Source organism: Rivularia sp. PCC 7116, assembly GCF_000316665.1.
Taxonomy (GTDB): Bacteria; Cyanobacteriota; Cyanobacteriia; order Cyanobacteriales; family Nostocaceae; genus Rivularia.
The window spans coordinates 2,847,783-2,871,678 of sequence record NC_019678.1 but is presented as its reverse complement, the minus strand read 5'-3'; the positions used below and the strand labels follow the sequence as shown (position 1 = coordinate 2,871,678).

Genomic DNA, 23,896 nt, shown 5'->3' with positions numbered 1-23,896 from the left:
ATTTTCTGAAGTTATGGTTCCCGAATTCTTCACGCTACTAACAAAATCTTTTAAATGCAGTATTTTTACGTACTTATTCCACTGCAATTGAGAGCTTGCGTTTTCAAAGGTGTATTTTGAGCCGCAACAAGCTCAATTTCTCCTGAAGCATTACGAATAAAACCATTGGCTTCTATAATCGCTGGTTTATTTGAAATAGTTGTAATTTCCGAATTATTATTAGGTTTACGAGATGCTGATAAATCGCGAATATCCGACCAAATAAGCTTTGCATCAACTTGTTCGTTTGGGTTTTTTGGTATTCCACCTCTTCCCGTAGCGACAAAACTATTACCAGGATTACTAGAACATCCCGACGCAATTTGTTGCGATGAATCTGCCAAATCTACAGGTAATTCTGTTAAACCAGAATTAGGATCGATACTAATATTATTAATGTTTACTTTTCCGCTAACACCAAATTCGGAACTTGCGGTGATGTCCGAATCTTCAGTTAGTTTGTCGCGAAATTCTAAACCGAAAATACCTTGAGTTGTAATGTTGATGTTGCCGCCGTTTCCTGCAACTGCATTGGCAATGATATCACTGTTTTCAAAACCTGCAATCACGGGAGAATTTATGGTGAGGTTGCCACCGTTGCCTGCTCTGCCTGTCGCCTGTGCTTCGATAGCGCTTTCGCGACGCAGTAGCAATGACTCTCGCACTTGTAAATCGATGTTACCCCCTTCACCAGAAGCAGTGGAAGCGGCAATCTTGCCTCCGCTATTGAGCAATATCGAACCAGCATTCACCTCGATGGTTCCCGCGTCTCCGATTCCCTGATTTGCCACGGAGACTAACGCTTCATCCGTTACATTTAAAGAAGGAGTGTTAATAATGACGCTACCTCCTCTACCTTGAGGAACGATAGGAAAAAAGGGATTTATAAAAATAACCGCAGAGCGAATTTGACTCGAACTTCTTGCTTTTGGTACCTTGCCAGTAAGTGTTACTGATTCAGAAGCATCAATTTTTACACTTCCAGCATTACCTTGACCGACTGCGGAACTAGACACCAGACCACTATTGCGAACTGTTAAAGTACGAGTTTTGATTTTCAGATCGCCTGCATTACCAGATAATAAGCTCGAAGTTGAAAGAACGGTGGGACGACGGCTATTATTTCCACTAATTTCAATGGTATCGGCATCGATTTCTAAGCTTCCACCTATACCATTTCCTTGAGTGACACTACCTATTACCGCTCCATTCGTGAGGGATAATTGCGGGGTAGACACCATTACGTTTCCTCCTGAACCCGTAGACTTGGTGGCTGAAAAAATATCCAATAAAAAGTTCGCCATATTGACTTGAGGGAAACTCGTGAAGTTCAAATCTTTCACTTGCACTAACTCAGAAGCCTGAATCTTAATGTCGCCGCTGTCACCAGTTGCGTAAGTTTGGTTAGAAATTCCACCACCCTCTCGAACAATTAAGCGTCCGGTATTCACCGTAATATCACTACCTGCACCCGTTCCTACAGTTTCGCTGGACACACCGCTGCGAATTTCGCTCGTGGGATTGTAACCTGCTATTTCCAGTAAATCGGTGGCATCGACGCGAATTTCACCTCCTGCTTGATTTCCTTGGTTTTGACTCAAAAGCAAAGAGCTGTCAGATAACAATACCTGCCCACCTTTAACCTGAATAGCTCCGGCTGAATCACCACTGACATCGACTAAGCTTTCTTCTTGTAAGCGAATTTCTCCCAAGCTAACAACTTGAGTATAATCAAAAGTAAATCCCTCATCAATCGCGCTGATACTTGCTAGTTCTGATTTTCCGAGACTACCAAGTTCAATTCTTCCTTCCTCCACTGCCAGAATCGCACCCTTTAAATTTATATCTCCACCAATCAGGGCAAGCGTGTTACCGGGTTTTACCCGCAAACCTTCCGTATTGTTGCTGCGGTTAATTTCTCGGGGTGAAGCGCTGAGTTGATGTCCGTTTCCATTTACCTCAATTGCTCCTGGATTTATCCCCATCTGCACACCAACGGGAACGCTTACAGTTAATAAAGGTTTTTCTTGAGGATTAACAGCACTAAATTCAAACCCATCCTCAAATAAAATACTTTGGGCAGTACTCCCCAAAAACGAACCACCAATATCAAGCTTCGCATTTTCCCCAAACACAATTCCCGCAGGGTTGATTAAAAATAAATTAGCATTACCGTTAGCTTTAACTAATCCATCAATATTAGAGATATTCCCACCAGTTACCCGATTAATAATATTTACTACATCGAGAGAATTATTAAAAACAGCCGAATCACCTTTGGGAATAGAAAATTCTTTGAAGCTGTGAAATAAATTATTCCCTTTTTGAATACCGTCAATAATATTGAAATTATTACCGCTTGAAGTAACAACTGTATTAGTAGTGCCATCAGATGTGACTTGAGCGGGTGCTGGTAATATTATTCCTGAAGCAAACAAGCTGCTTACAAATCCAGATAAAAATGCAATCCCTTTCATGTGATTAGTTTTTTATTTTTTTATGGATTTATAGTTCCCCGTCTATAGTAGGCATCTAACATCAATTTTCATAATCAGTGTTATTACTTGTGTCATATACTACACGAATATACTTTGTTTGTATTTAAAGATTGAGGTTGAGTAGCAACAAGTTCGATTTCTCCGTCTTGATTACGGATAAAACTAGTAGCTTCTACAATCGCTGGTTGATTTGAAATAGTTGTAACTTCAGCATTATTGTTTCGTGCCCCAGATGCTGATAAATCGCCTATATCAAACCAAATAGGATTTGAATTCAAATGATGAGTTGGATTACGTGGTATTCCACCCCTTCCGGTAACTACAAAATTACTATCACCGTTACTCGAACATCCCGACGTAATTTGTTGCGATGGTTCTGATAATTGTGCGGATAATTCTACCAAACCAGAACCTGGATCAATTCCAACATTATTAATGTTTACCCTACCGTTGACACCATATTCGGAACTTGCTGTAATATCGCTTTTTGAGGTGAGTTGCTCGCGAAATTTAAGACCGAAAATTCCCTGAGTAGTAATGTCAATATTACCGCCATTTCCTTTTACCGCATTAGCAATAATATCGCTATTTTCAAAGCCAGCTAAAACGGGAGAACTGATAGTTAAATTACCACCGTTTCCGGTACCTAATGACTCTGTATTTAGCAAGCTGTTATTGCGTGCTACAAAAGATTTGTTTAAATTTATATCAATATTACCTCCTTCACCGGAAAAGGCTGAAGCAAATATATTACCCCTATTTAATTGTATTGAATCAGCACTTATTTTCAATCTACCAGCAATGCCAATATCACCGTAGTTTGCCACACTTACGTTGGCTTGATTGCCAATTTTGAGTAGAGATGTACGAATAGTGACATTACCTGCATCTCCCGTTGTTGGAAAATTAGGATTTTGCTGAATTAAAGCAGAACTTGAGCCAACAGTTGAACTGATATTGCTGAAATAGACACCATTTTCATTGTCAAGAATTTGAGCAAAACCTTCAACATTTATAGATTCACTTGCATTTATTTCTAAATCGCTAGCATTACCGCTACCGACATTACTTGTGGAAATAAACGCACCATCTTTAAGATTGAGGGTATCAGTTTGTACGGTTATGTTACTAGAATCTCCTCTTAAATAAGCTATACCAGAAATAGCAGTAGGTATGAAGTAAAAGTAGGAATTGAAAGTGAAACCCGTTAATTCTAATTTGTTAGTATTAATGCGAATATTACCACCTGAACTATCGCCGTTAGAAGTAGATGATATATAAGAACCATCTGTCATCGAAATAGATGGAGTTGATATAGTTATGTTTCCAGCTTTAGCAGTTTGTATGGGTTTTTCTTGCTGAGTGGGGAAAAATGTTGCGGTAGCCAAAAAGTTATTTAAACCTGTTTTGGGTGAGGAACCTTTCATTTGGATAAAGTCAGTTGCATTTATCGTTAGACTACCCCCTGGAGCAGGAGTATAGGTTCTACTGTTTATTGCTGCTCCATTCTGTACAATCAATCCAGATGTAGATACATTAATATTGCTACTGGTTCCCAATCCCATTGTTTCGCTGATAATACCGCTTGGTATAAGTTCATCAGGGGTAGTTCCGCTTAACTCTAATAATTCTGTAGCTTGAATTGTGATATCTCCTCCTGGTTGAATTCCTAAATTTCGACTCCAGATAAATGAACCGTTGTTGAAGCTGATATTTTTTGCTTGGAATTGGATTGAGCTAGTACTGTTTCCGCTGACATTCACTAGTGACTTGCTTGAGAGTTGGATATCACCAAAGTTGGAAGTGTTTGAATAATCAAAGCTAAATTTTCTATCTTGAGGATTCACATTTATTAGACTTTTACTGTTGACGCTACCTAGCTCAATATTTCCCCCAGGAGCCTCCAAAATTCCACCATTAAGATTGATGCTTCCACCAATCAAAGCCAAGGTATTCCCCGGTTTAACTTGCAATCCCATAATGGGAGCGGTAGGAAAATAAGGTACAAGGTAAGGGTTTGTAGTAGTTAAACTATGTCCGTTGCCATTTACCTCGATTGCTCCGGGATTTGTACCCATCTGCAAACCAACAGGAACGCTAACTGTTAACAACGGCTTCTCTTGAGGATTAACAGCACTAAATTCAAAGCCATCTTTAAATAAAATACTTTCTGCCGTACTGCCAAAAAACGAACCACCAATATCTAAGCGCGAATTTTCACCAAATACAATTCCCGCAGGGTTGATTAAAAATAAATTTGCATTACCATTAGCTTTGATTAATCCATTAATATTTGAAATATTTCCACCAGTTACTCGGTTAATAATATTTACTACCTCAGTAGAATTATTGAAAACAGCCGAACTACCTTTGGGAATAGAAAATTCTTTGAAGCTGTGAAATAAATTATTACCTTTTTGAATACCGTTGAGAATATTAAAACTATTATTGCTTGTACTAACAGTTGTATTAGTAGTTTCATCACTATTTACCTGAGAAGCAGCCGGTAAAACAACCCCCAAAGTTATTAAAATACTAACAAATCCAGATAAGACTTCGATCCATTTCATGTCTAGCAAACTAAAAATGTGTTATAGATTTATGGTTACCCAATTTACTTTTATGCTCACAAAATAAAAAATATAGTTTTATTATGTATTTATTCCACTACAGTTAGAAGCTTGTTGTTTATTAAAAGGCGTATTTTGTAAAGCAACAAGTTCAATTTCTCCGTTTCTATTACGGATAAAACCAGTTGCTTCTATAATTGCTGGTTTTTTGGAAATACTAGTATTTTCCGAATTATTATTAGGTTTGCGATATGCCGATAAATCCCGAATATCCGACCAGGTATTACTTGTATCCACCTGTTCGTTGGGATTTTGCGGTATTCCACCCCTTCCGGTTGCGACAAATGTGTTACCTGTTTTAGCAGCACATCCGGATGCAATTTTCTGTGATGAATCTGCTAATTTTACGGGTAATTCTGTTAAACCAGAACTGGGGTCAATACTAATATTATTGATTGCTACCGTACCGTTTACACCAAATTGAGAACTGGCGCTGATATCATTTTCTTCGGTAAGGGAATCGCGAAATTTTAAGCCGAAAATACCTTGAGTTGTGATATCAATATTACCTCCATTACCTTCTAAAGCATTGGCAACGATATCGCTGTTTTCAAAACCGGCAATAATCGGAGAATAAATTGTGATATTACCACCATTACCCGTTCCTCCAGCTTCCGTATCAATCAAACTATTGTTGCGTAATATCAATGATTCTTTTAAATTTAAAGCAATATTTCCACCTTCACCTAACTTAGTATTAGCAGAAAGAATTGCTTGATTATCAACAAAGAGACTATTTGCATTTATGCTTAATTCACCTGCATCAGTTGGACCATTATTGGCAACGGATATAGTACTTTCATCTCGGACTATAAAGCGATTAGTGTTGATATTTATGCTTCCTGCTTTTCCCGTTGAGTCAGTATCAAAACCATTGAGAACGGTACGTAAATCGGGAGAGGTTGCGGATGATGTGATAGTACCGTTTCTAACATCAACAATTTTGCTTGCATTGATTGTTACACTACCAGCATTTCCTTCACCAATAGTTGTTGCATTGATTCTGGCACCATCTCGCACGGTTAATCTTTGAGTATTAATAGTTAGACTTCCACCATCTCCACCTCTAAAACTACCCACCCTTAAATCAGTTGAACCATCAAAAACCGGGTCAGTACTGCTCAAGTCAATATTATCAGCGTTCAAGGTAATATTGCCTCCGTCTCCTTTACCGTAAGAAGCTGTCGAAATTAATCCTCCATCCGAAGCAATAAAATCTTTTGTCGAGATATTTAAATCCCCTGCTTTTCCAGTACTGGTTCTACCATTGACGGTTAAGAAAATACTGCTTAAGAAACGAGGATTTAAAGCTGCTGAACCAATAACTTGTACTGATTCCGAAGCGTCTATAGTTACATTTCCAGAATTACCCCCGCTATAGGTTCTAGTAACAATTTGTCCACCATCTGTAAAAATCAAATCTTTGGTAGAAACTCTAATTTCTCCACTTGCACCAGTGTTAATTGTTTCGGTGGTAAAGTTACTACGAATTTTTCCATCTGTGGTTGTACCGGTAAACTCAAGCAATTCTGAAGCGTTAACAGTAATATTTCCCCCCTTGATTCCAGCTTTTGAATTTTGCACCAATCCCACCGAACCATCCGTTACATTAATTCGTCTTCCCGAAAGGTGAATTCCACCATTGATATCAGATTCACTCGCATCTAAAGAAGCTTTTTGAGCAAGTTGAATATCTTGGAAATTAGATACGTTGCTATAATCAAGCGCAAAACCTGTAGAGATTGAATTGAGCTTAACTTCACCATCGCTAACACTTCCGAGTTCAATTCTTCCCCCTTCTGCAACTATTTGTCCGCCAGTAGAGGTAATACCACCACCAACTAAAGCTATAGTTTTACCTGGTTTTACGCTCAAAGCTTGAGGATTTGCTTCGCGGGTAAAAGGTGGAAAAAACCCATTAGGTGAAAAACTAAGATTATGTCCGGTACTCTGTACCTGAATTTCTCCGGAATTTGTCCCCATCTGCAAACCAACGGGAACGCTAACAGTTAACAACGGTGCATCTGTACGGTTCACCGCACTAAATTCAAACCCATCTTCAAACAAAATACTTTCGGCTGTACTGCCAAAAAACGAACCACCAATATTCAACCGGGCATTTTCCCCAAATACAATCCCCGCAGGATTAATTAAAAATAAATTTGCATTACCGTTAGCTTTAATTAACCCATTAATATTAGAAGTATTTCCACCAGTTACCCGATTAATAATATTGACTACATCGGTAGAATTATCGAAAGTTGCCGAACTACCAGTAGGTATAGAAAACTCTTTGAAGCTGTGAAATAAATTATTTCCTTTTTGAATCCCATTAAGAATATTGAAATTATTATTGCTTGTATCAACAGTGGTATTGGTAGTATTATCGGACGTTACCTGAGAAGAAGCTGGTAAAATTATTCCCGAAGTTAGAAAAACAGTTATAAATCCAGATAGAAATGCAATCCCTTTCATTTTGTCAAAGTATTTATTTTCCGAATTTATAGTTCCCAGTTTACATATTTATCTAACATATATTTTCACAATCAGTGTTACAACGTATTCATTCCACTACAGTTAAAACCTTGTGTTGTTAAAGGTTCATTTTGAGAAGCAATCAGTTCAATTTCTCCGTCTTGATTACGGATAAAACTAGTTGCTTCAATAATTGCTGGTTTGTTTGAAATATTAGTAATTTCCGAATTATTATTAGGTTTACGAAATGCTGACAAATCGCGAATATCCAACCAAATAGGATTTGAATAAGAATATAGATTTGGATTTGTTGGGATTCCGCCTCTTCCCGTGACTATAAAAGTATTACCAGTTTGAGCAGCACATCCAGATGCTATTTGATTGCTGGAATCAGTGAGATTCTCTGGTAATTCAACGGTTACCGAACTGGGATCAATTCCAGGAGTATTAAGTTCAACGTCACCACTAAATTCTGCTCCCAAATCAGAACTAGCGGTAATATCACTTTCTTCTGTGAGATTTTCTCTAAACTGGGTACCAAAAATACCATACGCATTCACAGTTACTTTCCCACCAAAACTATTTTGTGCGTTAGCAGTAATATCGCTATTTTCCAAAGCTACAAGAGTATTAGTATTGATGGTAATATTACCACCGTTCCCTTCACCTTTTGCGTCAGTCGTAATTAAGCCACTACGACGCATCTGTAAAGAATCACTTTGTACAAAAATATCTCCACCTCTACCGGAATTACTACGAGCAACTAATTCACCTTGATTCTCTAGCTGGATTAAATCGGCTGTAATTGCTAATTTTCCGGCGTTACCGGTGCCAGCATTACGGACTAAAATACTTGAATCATCGCTTATTTTTAAACGTGGGGTATTAATAGTAACATTACCAGCATTGCCCGTGGTTGCATGGGGTTGTGTTAATAATTGTCTATAAAATTCTGGCAAACTTAAAACAGCGGAATTAATATTAGATCCTCTCATTTGCTTTCCACCACTGATTTCTAAAAATTCAGTAGCGTTAACAGTTACGTTGCCAGAATTTCCACTGCTGTAGCCACTTGTATTTACATTTCCACCATCTTTAACTGACAAAGTTTGTGTATTGATACTAATATTTCCAGAATTACCTTTTCCAAAAGAAGTAGCAGTAATTGTGGTGTTTCCAAAAAATCCTCGACTTAAACCAAACACTAAAGTATTGTCACTTTGAACATTTATATTACCAGCAGAACCATTGCCGAAAGTAGTTGTAGAAATTACACCACTATTAAGTACTGATAAATTCCCTGTTGAAAGGTTAATATTTCCCGAATCTTCTTGACCAAAGGTGACTGAACTAATAATACTAAAATTTCTTGGATCGGAAGAAACTCCGATAACATCTATCGATTCAGTTGCATTAATGTTAATAACGCCGCTATTTCCGAAACCAAAGGTTCGACTAAATACCCCAGCACCATCTTCAATGCTCAAACGTTCGGTGCTAATATTTATATTTCCAGCATCTCCTGCGAAAGTCTCATTTACTAAACTGCTGCGAATTTGAGTTTCGGAAATTGCTCCACTTATATCAATGGATTTAGCATTAACATTAATATTTCCTGCTGTTTGAATTCCGCGATTCTGTATCCCTACTACAGAACCATCTTTTATATTAAATTGATTTCCCTGCACGCTAATTTCTCCGGCACCAGAAACATCGACTAAAGCTCTTGATAGTAGTTGAATATTTCCAAAATCAGATATTTTTGAATTATTTAGTGAAAAACCTTTTGAAGTATCAACTAAACTGACTCTTCCTTGTTTAAGGCTAGCTAATTCTACTCTTGCTTCTACCGCCGTAAGAATACCGCCAACAAGCTGAATATCTCCCCCAAGCAACGCTAATGTATTTCCTGGCTTTACTTGTAATCCCGGTTTCAGTTGTGATGGAATGAAGCTTAATGGATTAATATAAGGTGCAAAATTAGCATCTCGTGCCGTTAAATTATGTCCGCTTCCATTTACTTCAATTGCTCCGGGATTTGTTCCCATCTGCAAACCAACGGGAACGCTAACAGTTAATAAAGGTTTTTCTTGAGGATTAACAGCACTAAATTCAAAGCCATCCTCAAACAAAATACTTGATGCTGTACTTCCTAAAAATGAACCACCAATATCTAGTTTTGCATTTTCACCAAATACAATCCCCGATGGATTAATCAAAAATAAATTAGCATTACCCGAAGCTTTTATTAATCCATCAATATTTGAAACATTTCCACCAGTTACTCGGTTAATAATATTTGTTACATCGGTAGAATTATTGAAAGTAGCCGAACCACCATTAGGGATAGAAAATTCTTTGAAACTGTGAAATAAATTATTCCCCTTTTGAATACCGTTAATAATATTAAAATTATTGCCGTTTGTATTAACAGTTGTATTGGTAGTATTATCGGACGTTACCTGAGCCACTGCTGGTAAATTTATCCCTGAAGTTAGAAAAACAGTTATAAATCCAGATAGAAATGCAATCCCTTTCATTTTGGCAAAGTATTTGATTTTCTGGATTTATAGTTCCCTGTTTACATAAGTATCTAACATATATTTTCACAATCAGTGTTACAACGTATTCATTCCACGACAGTTAAAACCTTGTGTTGTTAAAGGTTTATTTTGAGAAGCAATCAGTTCAATTTCTCCGTCTTGATTACGGATAAAACTAGTTGCTTCGACAATTGGTGTTTTATCTAATTTTTGTGTATTTTCAACAGTATTATTATTTCGTTGACGATATGCAGATAAATCACGAATATCTGACCAAGAAGGGCTTGAATCAACCTGTTCGTTAGGATTTTGCGGTATTCCACCCCTTCCAGTTGCTACAAAACTACTACCAGCATTACTCGAACAACCAGCAGCAATTTGATTGTCCGAATCTATGACATCTGTAGGTAATTCTGCGATACCCGAACTCGGATCAATTCCAGGAGTATTTAGTTCAACTATCCCGCTAAATTCTGCTCCTAATTGAGAACTTGCAGTTATATCGCTTTCTAATGTTAGATTCTCTCTAAACTGAGTACCAAAAATACCATACGCGTTTATAGTTACTTTGCCACCAAAACTATTTTCTGCATTTGCAGTGATATCGCTGTTTTGTAGCGCTACAAGAGTATTAGTATTAATATTAATATTCCCACCGTTACCTTCACCACGCGTGTCGGTGCTGATATAACTCTCGCGACGCATTTGTAAAGAATCAGCTTGTACCAAAATATCGCCACCTTCACCAGAATTACTGCGTGCAGCAAAGCCAGCTTGATTTTCTATTTTGATTAAATCAGCATTTACTTTAAGTCTTCCAGCATTCCCCGTACCTGCATTGCGGGTTGTAATACTTCCAAAATCGCTTAGCTTCAGATATGGTGTATTTACCGTAACATTACCAGCATCGCCAGTAGGAACTTGAGGCAGCCCCGGAAACTTTCCTATAAATGCTAATTGAGGCAAAACTGACGAATTGATATTAGCAGCTTGGATTTCGTTTCCACCAGCAACTTCTATCGATTTAGTCGCGTTAATAGTCACGCTGCCAGAGTTTCCACTATTATGGCTAGTTGTATTAACAGTTCCGCCATACCCGATTGATAGTGTTTGTGTATTCAAATCAATGCTGCCAGCATCACCCTGCCCAAAAGTGGTGGCAGTGATTGCAGTGGCTCTAAAAATTCCGCGACTCAAACCAGCAACTTGAGTATTTTCGCTATCAATAGTTATATTGCCAGCAGAGCCATTACTAAAAGTTGTTGTTGCAATAACGCCACTATCGAGTACCGATAAATTTTTAGTTGACAACTTAACATCTCCCGATTTTCCAGGAGACAAAGTAGCTGAACCAATAGCACTAAATTGGTTGGGATTAATTGCCGAAACTCCAGTAATATCTATTGATTCGCTCGCATTAATATAAATAAAACCAGCTTTTCCTAAGCCAAAAGTTCGAGTAAATACCGAAGCACCATCTTCAATTTTTAAACGTTCAGTTGTAATGTTTATGTTGCCAGTATCTCCACCTGTAGGCAAAGTCTCGCTCATCAAGCTGCTGCGAATTTGAGTATCGGGAATTGCACCACTCAATACAACAGATTTAGCTTTGAGGTTAATATCACCTGCTGGTTGAATGCCGCGATTCTGTACCATGACAACAGAACCATCTTTGACACTAACTTGATTTCCTTGGATGTTAACTTCTCCACCGCTAGCACCGGAAACATCTACTAAAGTTCGTTGCGCTAATTGAATATTTCCAAAATTGGATGTCTTGATATCATTTAACGTCAAATCTTTTGAAGTCTGAGTTAAATTGACCTCTCCTTCATTTAGACTGGCTAATTCTATTCTTCCCGATTCTGCTGTGAGAATACTACCATCAAGTTGAATATCTCCTCCAATTAAAAATAATGTTTTTCCTGGTTTCACTTGTAAAGAATTAGCGTTTCCAGGATTGATATAAGGTGAGAAGGTAGCATCTTGTGCAATCAAATTATGTCCGCTGCCATTTACTTTAATTGCTCCTGGATTTTTCCCCATTTGTAAACCCACGGGAACGCTAACAGTTAATAAAGGTGTACTTTCTGGATTAACAGCACTAAATTCAAACTCATCCTCAAATAAAATACTTGATGCGGTACTGCCAAAAAACGAACCACCAATATCTAGTTTTGCATTTTCACCAAATACAATTCCCGCAGGATTAATCAAAAATAAATTAGCATTACCCGAAGCTTTTATTAATCCATCAATATTAGATATATTTCCACCAGTTACCCGGTTAATAATATTTACTACGTCGGTAGAATTATTGAAAATAGCCGAACTACCTTGGGGAATAGAAAATTCTTTGAAACTATGAAATAAATTATTCCCCTTTTGCATCCCGTTAAGAATATTAAAATTATTATTGCTTTGATTAACAGTTGTATTAGTAGTTTGATCGGATGTTACTTGAGCGGGTGCTGGTGAAGTAATTCCTAAAGTTAGAAAAACAGTTATAAATCTAGATAAAAATACAATTCCTTTCATGACTAGCAAGCTTTTTTTGTTCTGGATTTATGGTTCCCTGATTTTTATTCCTACTAACACAAGATACAAAACAGTACTATTAAGTTTTTTGCACTCTGCAATTAGATGCTTGCCTGATTAGAAAAGGTTTATTTTGAGTAGCAATAAGTTCAACTTCTCCGTTGGGGTGACGGACAAAACCAGTTGCTTCGACAATTTCGGGTTTGTTTGGTATCTCTGAGATTTCATCAATGTTCTTATTCTTAGATGCCGAGAAATTGCGAATATCCAACCAAATACGATTTGCAATTAATTTATGACTAGGATTTTGTGGTATTCCACCTCTTCCAGTAACAACAAAATTACTTCCAGCTTTACTTATACATCCGGAAGCAATATTTTGTGATGAATCTGTTAATTCTGCGGACAATTCTACTAAACCAGAATTAGGATCAACTCCAGGAGTATTTAATTCAACTACACCATTAAATTCTGCTCCCAATTCAGAAGTTGCAGTTATATCACTTTTTGTAGTTTGTTGTTCTCGGAACTGAGTACCGAAAATTCCTTCTGCATTAATAGTTACATTCCCGCCGAAACTATTTTGTGCATTTGCGGTAATATCGCTGTTTTCCAAAGCTGCAAGAGTATCTGTATTAATAGTTATATTGCCGCCATTACCTTCACCCCCTGCATCAGTTGCGATAAAGCTTTCGCGACGCATTTGTAAAGAATCGCTTTGTACAAAAATATTGCCACCTTCACCAGAGTTACTGAATGCAGTTAAATTAGCTTTATTTTCTAACTGTATTAAATCGGCATTTACTGTTAATGTTCCGGCATTACCAATAACTGCATTACTAACTGAAAGAGTTCCATAATCGCTTAACTTCAGATAGGGAGTGTTGACTGTAATATTACCGGCATCACCAGAAGGTAAATCAGGTAGCTCTAAGAACTCTCCTACAACTCTTGATTCACGTAAGACAGAAGAATTTATATTACTAGGAACGCTTTCGTCCCCACTAACTATTTCCACGTATTCAGTGGCATTAACAGTTATACTGCCAGCATTTCCGCTATTATGGCTAGTTGTATTAATGCCCCCACGATTCCTAATTGACAAAGTTTTAGTATTGAGTGTAAGGTTGCCAGCATCACCCTCTCCAAAAGTAGTAGCCGTGATTGTGGTTATTCCAAAAAATCCCCTACTCTTACCAGCAACTTGAGTATTTTCACTATTAATAGTTACATTACCCGCTGAGCCACTGCTCAAAGATATTGTTGCGATCGCACCAGCGTCAAGTATCGACAAATTCTTAGTTGACAACTTAACATTTCCCGATTTTCCAGAAGATAAAGTAGCCGAGCCGATAGCACTATTTTGACTGCGATTAATTGGTGAAATTCCAATAACATCTATTGATTGAGCGGCATTAATATTAATAAAACCGCTGTTTCCCAAACCAAATGTTCGACTGGATACCCCAGCCCCATCTAAAACCTTCAAGCTTTCGGTTGTAATATTTATGTTGCCAGCATCTCCGGCTATTGTTTCGTTTAACAAGCCACTGCGAATTTGAGTATCAGGAATTGCACCGTTAAATTCAACCGCCGACGCTAAGACGTTAATATCACCTGCTGGCTGAATTCCTCGATTCTGCATTATCACACCAGAACCATCTTTTATATTAAATTGATTTGCCTTTATGTTAACTTCTTGAGCACCGGCACCAGAAACATCTACTAAAGCTCGTGATAGTAGCTGAATATTTCCGAAATTAGATATTTTTGCATTGTCTAATGAAAAACCTTTTGAAGTATCAACTAAGTTTACTCTTCCTTCTTTAAGACTTACTAATTCTACTCTTCCTTCTGCTGCCGTAAGAATACCGCCAACAAGCTGAATATCTCCCCCAAGCAATGCTAATGTTTTTCCTGGCTTTACTTGTAATCCCGGTCTAAGTTGTGATGGAATGAAGCTTAATGGATTAATATAAGGTGCAAAATTAGCATCTTGTGTCATTAAGTTATGTCCGCTTCCATTTACCTCAATTGCTCCCGGATTTGTTCCCATCTGCAAACCAACGGGAACGCTAACAGTTAATAAAGGTTTTTCTTGAGGATTAACAGCACTAAATTCAAAGCCATCCTCAAATAAAATACTTGATGCGGTACTTCCTAAAAACGAACCACCAATATCTAGTTTTGCATTTTCACCAAATACAATCCCCGACGGATTAATTAAAAATAAATTAGCATTACCCGAAGCTTTAATTAATCCATCAATATTTGAAACATTTCCACCAGTTACCCGGTTAATAATATTTACTACGTCGGTAGAATTATTGAAAATAGCCGAACTACCTTGGGGAATAGAAAATTCTTTGAAACTATGAAATAAATTATTCCCCTTTTGCATCCCGTTAAGAATATTAAAATTGTTATTGCTTTGATTAACAGTTGTATTACTAGTATTGTCGGAAGTTATTTGAGCGGGTGCTGGTAATGTTTTTCCCCAAATTAATAAACCAGTGATAAATACTGGCAGACATGCTAACCCTTTCATTTTGACGCAGATCCTGTTGTGTTATGCGTTTATAATTCCCTATTTTTGTATACTGCTAACATAAATTTTAAAATACTGTATTATTACGTACTATAGCCCCTGCAATCAAGATTTTTTTAATAGATTGGCATTCTCTGATGCTTTAATTAAACCATCAATAAATATTAGAAATATTTCCACCAGTAACCCGGTTAATAATATTAATTATATCGGTGTAATTATTGAAACTAGCCAAACCACCTTTAGGAATAGAAGACTCCTTGAAGCTATGAAATAAGTTATTCCCTTTTTTAATTCCGTTGAGAAGAATAAAATTATTACCGTCTTTATTAATAGTTGTATCGGTACTGCGATCGCAGCTGATTTGAGAAGAAGCTGGCATACTAATAATTCGGCGTTGCTGAATTGAGATATGAATGTGTTTTCTTGTATTTACTAGCCCCCTAAATCCAGCAACTATGGGGGACTTTAAATGATTTTTATCCCCGAGAGTTGGGACTTCGGGGGCAAATCATACTTTTAATCAGCAACGCCAATAATTCAAATATAAATCAATGCGACTTATAAAAATTATCGACTTATAAGCATAGACTAAAAGCCGATGACGAGATTTGAACTCGTGACCTCACCCTTACCAAGGGTGTGCTCTACCACTGAGCTACATCGGCAAAAAAAATTAAATCTAGATCTTGGACTTTTCTACAGCTAAATCCAAAATCTAGAAGTGAAAAAGTATGGGCCGAGCTGGATTCGAACCAGCGTAGGCTAAGCCAGCGGATTTACAGTCCGCCTCCATTAACCACTCGGACACCGACCCATGTCGTTTCACGATTACTAATAGTAGCATAAGGTCTGGGAAATACCAAGGCTTTTTTTGAAAAACTCTTGAAATCCTTAATGGGCAAGGGAGAGAGGGGAAGCGGGAGGAGATGAAATTCCAATTATCAATCCCCTGCGCCCAATGCCCAACACCTAAGTGCTAAGTTAATAATTCTCCCGTTTCTTGCAGCGAGTGCAATCTCTTATAAATTCCTTGTTCTTGTAATAGTTCTTCGTGACTACCTATCTCTACAATTCTTCCTTTATCTAAAACGACAATTTTATCGGCTTCTCTAACTGTACTGAGTCTGTGAGCAATAACTATAGTGGTGCGGGTTCCTTGAATTGAACTCATTGCTAGCTGAATTGAACGCTCAGACTCGTAATCTAAGCTTGATGTTGCTTCGTCAAATACCAGCACGTCTGGATTAACTAACAATGCTCTGGCTATTCCGACTCGCTGTCTTTGCCCTCCAGATAACCTAACCCCACGCTCTCCGACTACGGTATAGTAACCTTCGGACAATAAACTAATTACTTCGTCGAGCTTGGCAATTCTACAGGCTTCTTCGACTTCGGCAAAGCTTACATTTTCGTTGCCGTAAGTAAGGTTATCTAAAACCGTACCGTTGAAGATATCTACTTCTTGGTGAACGATCGCTAATCTTCTGCGATATTCTCCTACATCTAAGTTGCGGATATCTTCACCATCGATGAGAATTTTGCCTTCCTGGGGTTCAAAATAGCGAAACAGCAGTTTTACTAATGTTGATTTACCGGAGCCGCTACGCCCTACTAGTGCCACTGTTTGATATGGTTCGATTAGTAGATTAATATCGTGCAAAATCCGACGCTCGGCTTCGTAACCGAAACTTAAATGGGAAAATTCAACTTTACCCGTAAAGTTGTAGGATTTTTCAGGTATTCGCGCTTGTAAAAGTCCCTCGGAGTCAACCCCGGATGGTTCTTGCAAAAATTCGTGGAACCGTAACATGGAACTATAACGACGAGCAAATATTTCTGCCAGAATGCTGATTGGTTCGAGTTCCGCATACGCCATGCTCGATAAAGTCAAGGTGGTAATAAAGTTACCCAAGGTGATTCTACCTTCAATGGTTGCAGCTAAAGTTAAACCAAGCACTATAAATACACAAAACTGAATTACGCTTTTTTGCCAAGTATTTAATTTGACGTAGCCCTTATGAATCCGATAAACAACTACATCTTGCTCGCGTTTAAACCGCTGCTTCTGACGTTCTAGTTCTTTGGCTTCTGTGGCAAATGCTTTAACTGTTTTAATGTTGCTAACAATTTCAGATGTTCTACTTTCTGTATTCTCGGCATATTTGTCTAAACGACTTTCGTGTTCAATCAGTCTTTGTAAATGCTTTAAAGTAAAGCTGAGAATAATTACAAAGGAAATCAAGAATAAAGCTGCAATCCGCCAATCAACGAAACAAATAAATACAAAAATTCCCAATACTCTAAACAGCTTAGGGAACAATTGTCCGGTGATTTCTGGATAAGTCCAGGTATGATTGGAAATCCCTTTTGCTACCCTCGATGCTATCCTTCCCGGATTGTTTTCATCATAAAATTCTAAAGGTAATGTCAGAATTTTTTCTACTGCTTTTTGACTTTGATTTCTTCTTGCTTTTAAGGCAATTTCCCAGTGAAACCAACCGCTTAACCAAGGCTGAGTCGGCGCTCTCACTACCGTTACAACAAATATTAAGCCCAGCAAAACAGTTAATGATAAAGTGTTATTTACCGGATAATTCGTAATCGCAGAAATTGTAGAAATTATACCCTTCAAAAAATTGTCCAGCGGTTGACCTGAAAGCAGGTTTAATATCTGTCCAATTGCATAAGGTACAACTAAATCTAAAATTTCATAAACGCTGGATGCTGCGATACTAAATATACTCAGCTTCCAGTAAGGACGAAAGTATTTAACGATATCTCGTAGATTTGCCATGACGCACGCCCTCAAATTCTGTGCAGGTCTATCGCCTTCAAAGCTTAATGCTACAATCGTATTACAAGAGAAGTCAACAGTTAACTATTGAAATCATCCTTTGGATAGAACGAATAATATCAAAAGAATAATTAGCGAACTAATAACCTTTTATGTCATGTTCGTTGTTAGGAGATGTCATCGCAAGCAAAACGTAGTCAGAAGTATGTAACCAGACATAATATAATAAAGTAGAAACCCGGCTTTATTACAAAACCGGGTTCCTTAACAGTTATAATTTTCGCTACTCATTATTGTATTACTGTGTGCTTGCTAAAAAGCATATCGTAGGTTTATATTATCAATCTAAAATAAAACGTATTACTATGCTTTTTTCGCTTTTTTTCGAGTAATTAAGTAAATACCAAGCAAAGATAAACCGATTGCGAAACCGGGCTCGGGAACTTCTTTTTTAGAAAAGGTAACTTTGTTTATCTGACCATAAATAGCTGCTGTAGTTTTTTCTCCTTCACGTACCCGGAATTCATTAACATTTTGACCATTCTCTTGGCTAAAACCGGTTAAAGATAAACTATATAGATTACCATCATGAAGAAAATTACTTGTAGCATCATTTTGTGCAACAACAACAAAATCTGCATTTAAATCTGGGTCTTCTGACAGGTTAGGAGTATTTTTTAAATTAAATTGATAGCTAAAAAACTGGTCTACCTCGGATGGTTCGTCAAAGGATAAATTAAGATTTAAAGGTACAGATTCTACGCTTGTACCTAAAAGTACGGTTCCATTTACATAGGTCAAATCACCTATCTTAAATAAAGATCCCTCATTGACAGAAAAAGGACTTCCTTCAAATACAAGCTGGTTTGCAGAAGCATCTTTAAAAAGAGTTGGATCTCCCCAAGTAAATGCTTTTGTCCCTACACCTGTATAGTAAGGATCGGTATTAATGCTTCCAGCAGTAGGATTTTCCCAACTACCATTAACACTACCCGAAAATGTCATAGCTTTAGCTTGACTCGAACAACCAATAACACCCGCAACTGCAACAAATAACGGAAACACAGCAACATTAAACAGCGAACTTAATCTCATGTCTAGATCCCTACTCCTATAAGGGAGCAATTAGTATATAAGCAATTCGTCTACATTAGTTAAAATACGTACAATTAGCTAAGACTTATCGCAGTTTTCATGAAAACTTCATACTAATTATCCAAATATTGTAAATATTTTTAACTGCGGAACTTTTTCAATAAGTCTCTTCACCGATTTAGACAATATTCATATTTTCTTTGCAATAGACTTGTATTATTCTAAGCTAATGTAGTCGGTTATACAAGTAAAACAATTATGAAGAATTAGTATTTATGTATTTACACTTAAACACAATATGCTATGTTTTAAACTTCTGTCAAGTTTAATTATCATTCTCAATAAAATAGCATAGGTAAGCTGTTGTGCATTTTAAATGCACAATACTCTTGGAAGAAGGAAGAGGGAAGAAGGAAGAAGGGACAGAAGTTGTAGCCATTAACCAATACCAAATGAATATATAAGTTAAATGCGTAGCAGCTTAATAAAGCGATAAAAAGCTATAGTGTCTTAATTGCTCTGTATTGAAAGGCTGAGGCTATACGCTACCGTTAAGGTGGGCTAAATTCGGCACATCTTTATGAAGAAATTAGATGTAAAAAAAAACTGGTCGCGGATATTACCGTGACACAGTTATTAGGAATTAGAAATTAGGAGTGAGGAATTGAAATCTAGAATAATTTATTATTCTTATTGTCTCCTTGTACCCTTGTTTACCCATGTTTTTTAACTAGGGTGCAAGAGCATTACCGCGAATTAAGCTACCAATAGTTTTGGCAGTAATTTTCATTTGAGTAATAGGATTCGCAGGGACAACTGTTTTGTACAAGTAGCTGTCAAAAGTTAAACGCTGAACGTCGCGATCGTCACACATTTCTACAAATGCTTCGCGGGTTGCATCGGAACGGTAGAACACGTTTTGTAAGATGTCGAGTACTTTGTAGGTAAGACCGTATTTTTTATCCCAGCGCTTCAAATAGATTTTTAAATCTGCTTCGGTGGGGATAGACTGTCCGCTGTTAGAAATTTCGACAATGGTTTCGGCACACATGCGTCCGGATTTCGCAGCAAAGTAAATACCTTCTCCGGAAGACTTCGTAACATAACCAGCAGCATCACCTACTAATGCAATTCTTCCGACTACGCGACGGGGGCGAGGATGTTCGGGGATGGGGTGAGCTTCTACTTTAATAATGCTACCGCCAGCGAGTTTTTTGGAAGCACGGGAACGTATACCAGCTTGCAATTGCTTGATACTGGCTTTGTTAATATGCATCGTACCCGTACCTACGGCTACGTGGTCATATTTAGGAAAAACCCAGGCGTAGAAATCGGTAGAAACATCGTCACCGACATACATTTCCGCTAAATCGTTATAGTATGCCATTTTGTCTTCTGGAAGACGAATGCGTTCTTGGAAAGCAATGGCATAGTTATAATCGCCAGCATCCATTTCCTTGGCAATACGGGAATTTGCACCATCAGCACCGATGATTAAATCTACTTTGAGAGTTTTAGCAATCCCTTTTGCTCCACTCTCTGTATGGTCAACATAGTGGATTGTATAAGGATCTGTATTATTTTTGGGAAAATCTAATTTATGAACCGTAGCATTAATTAAATGAGCGCCTAATTTAGCCGCTCTATTTCGCATGAAGCCATCTAAAACTTCACGGCGACACATTCCTATATATTCATCTTGTTTTTCTAAATTAATATCAACCTCACGATTTGAGGGTGAAATCATCTTCATTTTCCGTACTTGACGGTCGATGATATCAGCCGGGAGGTCAAATTCATCTACCATACACAGCGGTATTGCACCACCGCAAGGCTTAGCATTATCTAATTTACGCTCAAATAAATAGGTTTCAATCCCCGCTTTCGCTAAAGTTTCAGCAGCAGATGAACCCGCAGGACCTGAGCCTACAACAGCAACCCGAAGTGTCGGCATTGTTTCTCCCATACTTGACATTACCTCGAAGCATCCTACCACGGAGCTTTGATTGATTTTTCGCTTTACCCCTAGGATTTAATTGAAATGCAACATTCCTTAATTTTTCTACACTTTTATGATTTTCTAAGGGCATCATAAAAGCAAAAGTAATATTTCGCTTTCTACCTAAAATCTGGAACTGAATCTTGCTCGCTAGCGAACTCAAGCCCATCCATGCCCCTGTACTATTTTAGATATCTTCGTTACAAAAAAAGGCAGTGGGTAAAAAGTCTCAATTTAAAATGCGCGTTATGAGTTTGAAGCATGTCCTCCGGACACGCTGCGCTAACAGTAAAAACAAGAATTATACAGAGGCTGGCGGCACACGCCCCGTATAAAACGTCAAGGGTTCCCTTAAAAGTTTTTTCGGCGTTGCTGGTTAAAAATATGAATAGCCCCCCAACTCCCAATCTTGGGTTACAACTGTTCCTTGAAAATATGGGAAAACCTGGGAATTTGGGCGGAAATACAGACTAGTTTTACCCAAAATTCTTTGTTTCCGTCCAAATTCCTGCCCACACGAGTCTTTGTGACCTCCACAATGGCTGGTTGAGAGAGGTTTTCCCATATTTTTATAGTTTTCATCTCGCGGGGAGAAATGTATTTTAAATAGAACCAATGAAGGGGGGATTTAGGGAGCTAGTAAATATGAGAAAGATAAATTCATATTTCAATTGGGCAATGCCGTTTTTTCAAAAGGGAAAAAAACTTTTAAGGGTGAGTCACTACTGCCTTTTCCCTTCTTCCCTCTTCCTTAAACCAATTCTGTATGAGGCTGCGCTCAATCGCCCATGTCCTTACGGACACGCTCCGCTAACACTCTAGCTATGGTGGGGCTACTTAAACAAAGCCCCTCCGGGTATCTCCCTCCGGGAGACGCTCCGCGTTCACGAAGTGACCCGTTAGGGTAACACTAGTTTGGGGGACCCAAACCGACACCCCCAACTAGATTCACCGTCTACACGGGCTTTCATAGGGGCGCATCTTTATAAAGAAATGGTATTAGTGAATTGTTTTCTTGGTAATCATAGCAAGTGCGTAAGTTCTGGTAATATCAAAGTCCTGTTTTAAACATTGTTTGCTAAGAATTATCTGCATTTTTAGCTTTGCGAAACATCATTGACATTTCCGTGTGATAACTAAGCCAATATCCGAAAAACACATAGAAAATCATTTTATAAGAAGTAAGGACTTTTCTTAATTCAATCGGCTCGTGAATAGTATCCAAAGAGCCATCGCATAACCTTTGATATTGGTTCCAAGCACGGGTATTTACTCCCATCCAAGGTGTATCGTGATAAGCGCGATCGCGGAACTCGATGGCTTGCCAATTCTGACAGTTTCCTAAATACTGGAGAGTTTGTGGAGTATAAATATGAAAATGATATGGAGCGTGAATGGGGTTATAAAAATCAGATGTATTCGGTTTTGTTAAATCTATATTTGCTGCATTAGGTGTTCCGATAAGAATATAACCGCCAGGTGCAAGCAAATTATCCAATTTAGACAATAATTCTGTGGGTTCTTCAACATGTTCGATAACATCTTGCAGTAGTATGTAATCGAATGGTGCAGAGTCAAGAATAGCTTCGTTACCAAATCCGTCTCCGTCAGCATAGGGATCGTATCCGTAGCACTTCGAGAATCCTTTTTGCTTTAAGTATTCTATGAATAAACCGTTAGCACAGCCATAATCGAGAATGGAATGAGCCTTTGAAAATCCATGCTTACTTAATTGTCGAAATAGTTTTCCATAGCAAAGACGCATTTCCCATGTCAATATTGAATCAGCTATGGGATATTTTTCGTAGTATGGTGCAATATCAACAATATCTAAACTATGAATAGTTTTACATTTAGGACATCGCCAAACTTTAAATTTTTCTTTTTGAAAAGCTCTAACGTTACAGTTAAAATCACTAAAAATTGATTCATCATTTGCATCTATTTCATGCTTGCATATTACGCACCTAGTTCGCTGTTTTGGTATTATTTGAGGATAATGTTCGGTAGCAACAAAATTATCTTTATGTCTTGAGTAAGAGGTCTTTTCAGCCATTAATTATATTTTGGGACTATATCCCAAATAATATCAAATCCAAAGGGCTTTTTTCAAAAAAATGTCATGAATCACGGATATAGATATCATGCTATTTTTGATGTATTTAAAACGCCTTATATTTCAAATATGCGATGTTTATTTAATCAAATATTAAGATGATTAATCAAGCTATATATAGATTATTGTCTAAGCTATTTTGCTTTTTGCTGTATCTAGCATGGCAAATTTCGAGTTACAAATTTAAATAGTACTTCTCAAGGTGGATTTGAAAGTAAAAATTGAAAAAGAGAGATAAATATTAGTGAAAAATGCTTGTTTTACCCCAAGACATAGTATTTGCAATCTTTATACAAGTCTTTAAATCATAGCCAGTGTATAAAAATAATAATTTTTGATGTTTTACTCGAAATTTAAGTATTTATGTTTGATCGTGTTTTATTTTTACTACGTTATATAGGAAGTTTCAGTTAATCAAAGTAGATTGTTGTAAAATTTACCTTTTTCCAGGCTCGTATTGCTTACAATGCTTAACTATCCATAGTTACAGGACTTAAACCACGGATAAATCCCGTAACTGTGCTATCTTGATAGGAATTATATTCATAGGGGGTTAGCAGACATAAAAGAAGAGAGTTGGTTTAATTGTTTTTCCTACTATATAAGTCTTAAAAAAGC

General features: G+C 37.5%; 11 protein-coding genes and 2 tRNA genes. All 13 read right to left on the bottom strand.

What is annotated here, in order from left to right; all coding sequences use genetic code 11:
• Positions 1-65: 65 nt before the first annotated feature.
• The gene (locus RIV7116_RS11205; protein ID WP_015118409.1) at positions 66-2,516 is read right to left on the bottom strand and encodes a filamentous hemagglutinin N-terminal domain-containing protein; all 2,451 of its coding nucleotides are present in this window, start codon (positions 2,514-2,516) and stop codon (positions 66-68) included.
• Positions 2,517-2,608: 92 nt separating this feature from the next.
• Positions 2,609-5,107: an S-layer family protein gene (locus RIV7116_RS11200; protein ID WP_015118408.1), complete on the bottom strand. Its 2,499-nt coding sequence runs from the start codon at positions 5,105-5,107 to the stop codon at positions 2,609-2,611.
• 81 nt (positions 5,108-5,188) lie between these two features.
• Positions 5,189-7,642 (bottom strand): filamentous hemagglutinin N-terminal domain-containing protein, encoded by a 2,454-nt coding sequence (locus tag RIV7116_RS11195; protein WP_015118407.1) that lies wholly within the window; start codon positions 7,640-7,642, stop codon positions 5,189-5,191.
• Positions 7,643-7,719: 77 nt separating this feature from the next.
• Positions 7,720-10,182, bottom strand: a complete 2,463-nt coding sequence (locus RIV7116_RS11190; RefSeq protein ID WP_015118406.1) for a filamentous hemagglutinin N-terminal domain-containing protein — start codon at positions 10,180-10,182, stop codon at positions 7,720-7,722.
• A gap of 78 nt (positions 10,183-10,260) precedes the next feature.
• Positions 10,261-12,723, bottom strand: coding sequence for a filamentous hemagglutinin N-terminal domain-containing protein (locus RIV7116_RS11185; RefSeq protein WP_015118405.1), 2,463 nt, complete (start codon positions 12,721-12,723; stop codon positions 10,261-10,263).
• Between the two features lie 79 nt (positions 12,724-12,802).
• Positions 12,803-15,271, bottom strand: coding sequence for a filamentous hemagglutinin N-terminal domain-containing protein (locus RIV7116_RS11180; RefSeq protein WP_015118404.1), 2,469 nt, complete (start codon positions 15,269-15,271; stop codon positions 12,803-12,805).
• A 154-nt stretch (positions 15,272-15,425) separates the two neighbouring features.
• Positions 15,426-15,653: a hemagglutin-like protein gene (locus RIV7116_RS11175; protein WP_015118403.1), complete on the bottom strand. Its 228-nt coding sequence runs from the start codon at positions 15,651-15,653 to the stop codon at positions 15,426-15,428.
• Between the two features lie 214 nt (positions 15,654-15,867).
• Positions 15,868-15,939 (bottom strand) — tRNA-Thr (locus RIV7116_RS11170).
• 67 nt (positions 15,940-16,006) lie between these two features.
• Positions 16,007-16,088: transfer RNA gene (locus tag RIV7116_RS11165), tRNA-Tyr, on the bottom strand.
• A gap of 162 nt (positions 16,089-16,250) precedes the next feature.
• The gene (locus tag RIV7116_RS11160) at positions 16,251-18,068 is read right to left on the bottom strand and encodes an ABC transporter ATP-binding protein (RefSeq protein WP_015118402.1); all 1,818 of its coding nucleotides are present in this window, start codon (positions 18,066-18,068) and stop codon (positions 16,251-16,253) included.
• A 363-nt stretch (positions 18,069-18,431) separates the two neighbouring features.
• Positions 18,432-19,163: a choice-of-anchor K domain-containing protein gene (locus RIV7116_RS11155; RefSeq protein WP_015118401.1), complete on the bottom strand. Its 732-nt coding sequence runs from the start codon at positions 19,161-19,163 to the stop codon at positions 18,432-18,434.
• A 730-nt stretch (positions 19,164-19,893) separates the two neighbouring features.
• Complete coding sequence (gene chlP, locus RIV7116_RS11150) at positions 19,894-21,117, bottom strand: geranylgeranyl reductase (RefSeq protein ID WP_044291738.1); 1,224 nt, start codon at positions 21,115-21,117, stop codon at positions 19,894-19,896.
• Between the two features lie 1,123 nt (positions 21,118-22,240).
• Positions 22,241-23,218 carry a bifunctional 2-polyprenyl-6-hydroxyphenol methylase/3-demethylubiquinol 3-O-methyltransferase UbiG gene (locus RIV7116_RS11140; RefSeq protein ID WP_015118399.1) on the bottom strand — a complete coding sequence of 326 codons (978 nt, stop codon included), beginning with the start codon at positions 23,216-23,218 and terminating at the stop codon, positions 22,241-22,243.
• Between the last annotated feature and the right edge of the window lie 678 nt (positions 23,219-23,896).

What these genes read in the sequence shown, in the direction of transcription:
- RIV7116_RS11175 (WP_015118403.1), bottom strand. Translation starts at nt 15,653, where the DNA reads ATGCCAGCTTCTTCTCAAATCAGCTGCGATCGCAGTACCGATACAACT.
- chlP (WP_044291738.1), bottom strand. Translation starts at nt 21,117, where the DNA reads ATGCCGACACTTCGGGTTGCTGTTGTAGGCTCAGGTCCTGCGGGTTCA.
- RIV7116_RS11190 (WP_015118406.1), bottom strand. Translation starts at nt 10,182, where the DNA reads ATGAAAGGGATTGCATTTCTATCTGGATTTATAACTGTTTTTCTAACT.
- RIV7116_RS11200 (WP_015118408.1), bottom strand. Translation starts at nt 5,107, where the DNA reads ATGAAATGGATCGAAGTCTTATCTGGATTTGTTAGTATTTTAATAACT.
- RIV7116_RS11180 (WP_015118404.1), bottom strand. Translation starts at nt 15,271, where the DNA reads ATGAAAGGGTTAGCATGTCTGCCAGTATTTATCACTGGTTTATTAATT.
- RIV7116_RS11140 (WP_015118399.1), bottom strand. Translation starts at nt 23,218, where the DNA reads ATGGCTGAAAAGACCTCTTACTCAAGACATAAAGATAATTTTGTTGCT.
- RIV7116_RS11205 (WP_015118409.1), bottom strand. Translation starts at nt 2,516, where the DNA reads ATGAAAGGGATTGCATTTTTATCTGGATTTGTAAGCAGCTTGTTTGCT.
- RIV7116_RS11185 (WP_015118405.1), bottom strand. Translation starts at nt 12,723, where the DNA reads ATGAAAGGAATTGTATTTTTATCTAGATTTATAACTGTTTTTCTAACT.
- RIV7116_RS11160 (WP_015118402.1), bottom strand. Translation starts at nt 18,068, where the DNA reads ATGGCAAATCTACGAGATATCGTTAAATACTTTCGTCCTTACTGGAAG.
- RIV7116_RS11155 (WP_015118401.1), bottom strand. Translation starts at nt 19,163, where the DNA reads ATGAGATTAAGTTCGCTGTTTAATGTTGCTGTGTTTCCGTTATTTGTT.
- RIV7116_RS11195 (WP_015118407.1), bottom strand. Translation starts at nt 7,642, where the DNA reads ATGAAAGGGATTGCATTTCTATCTGGATTTATAACTGTTTTTCTAACT.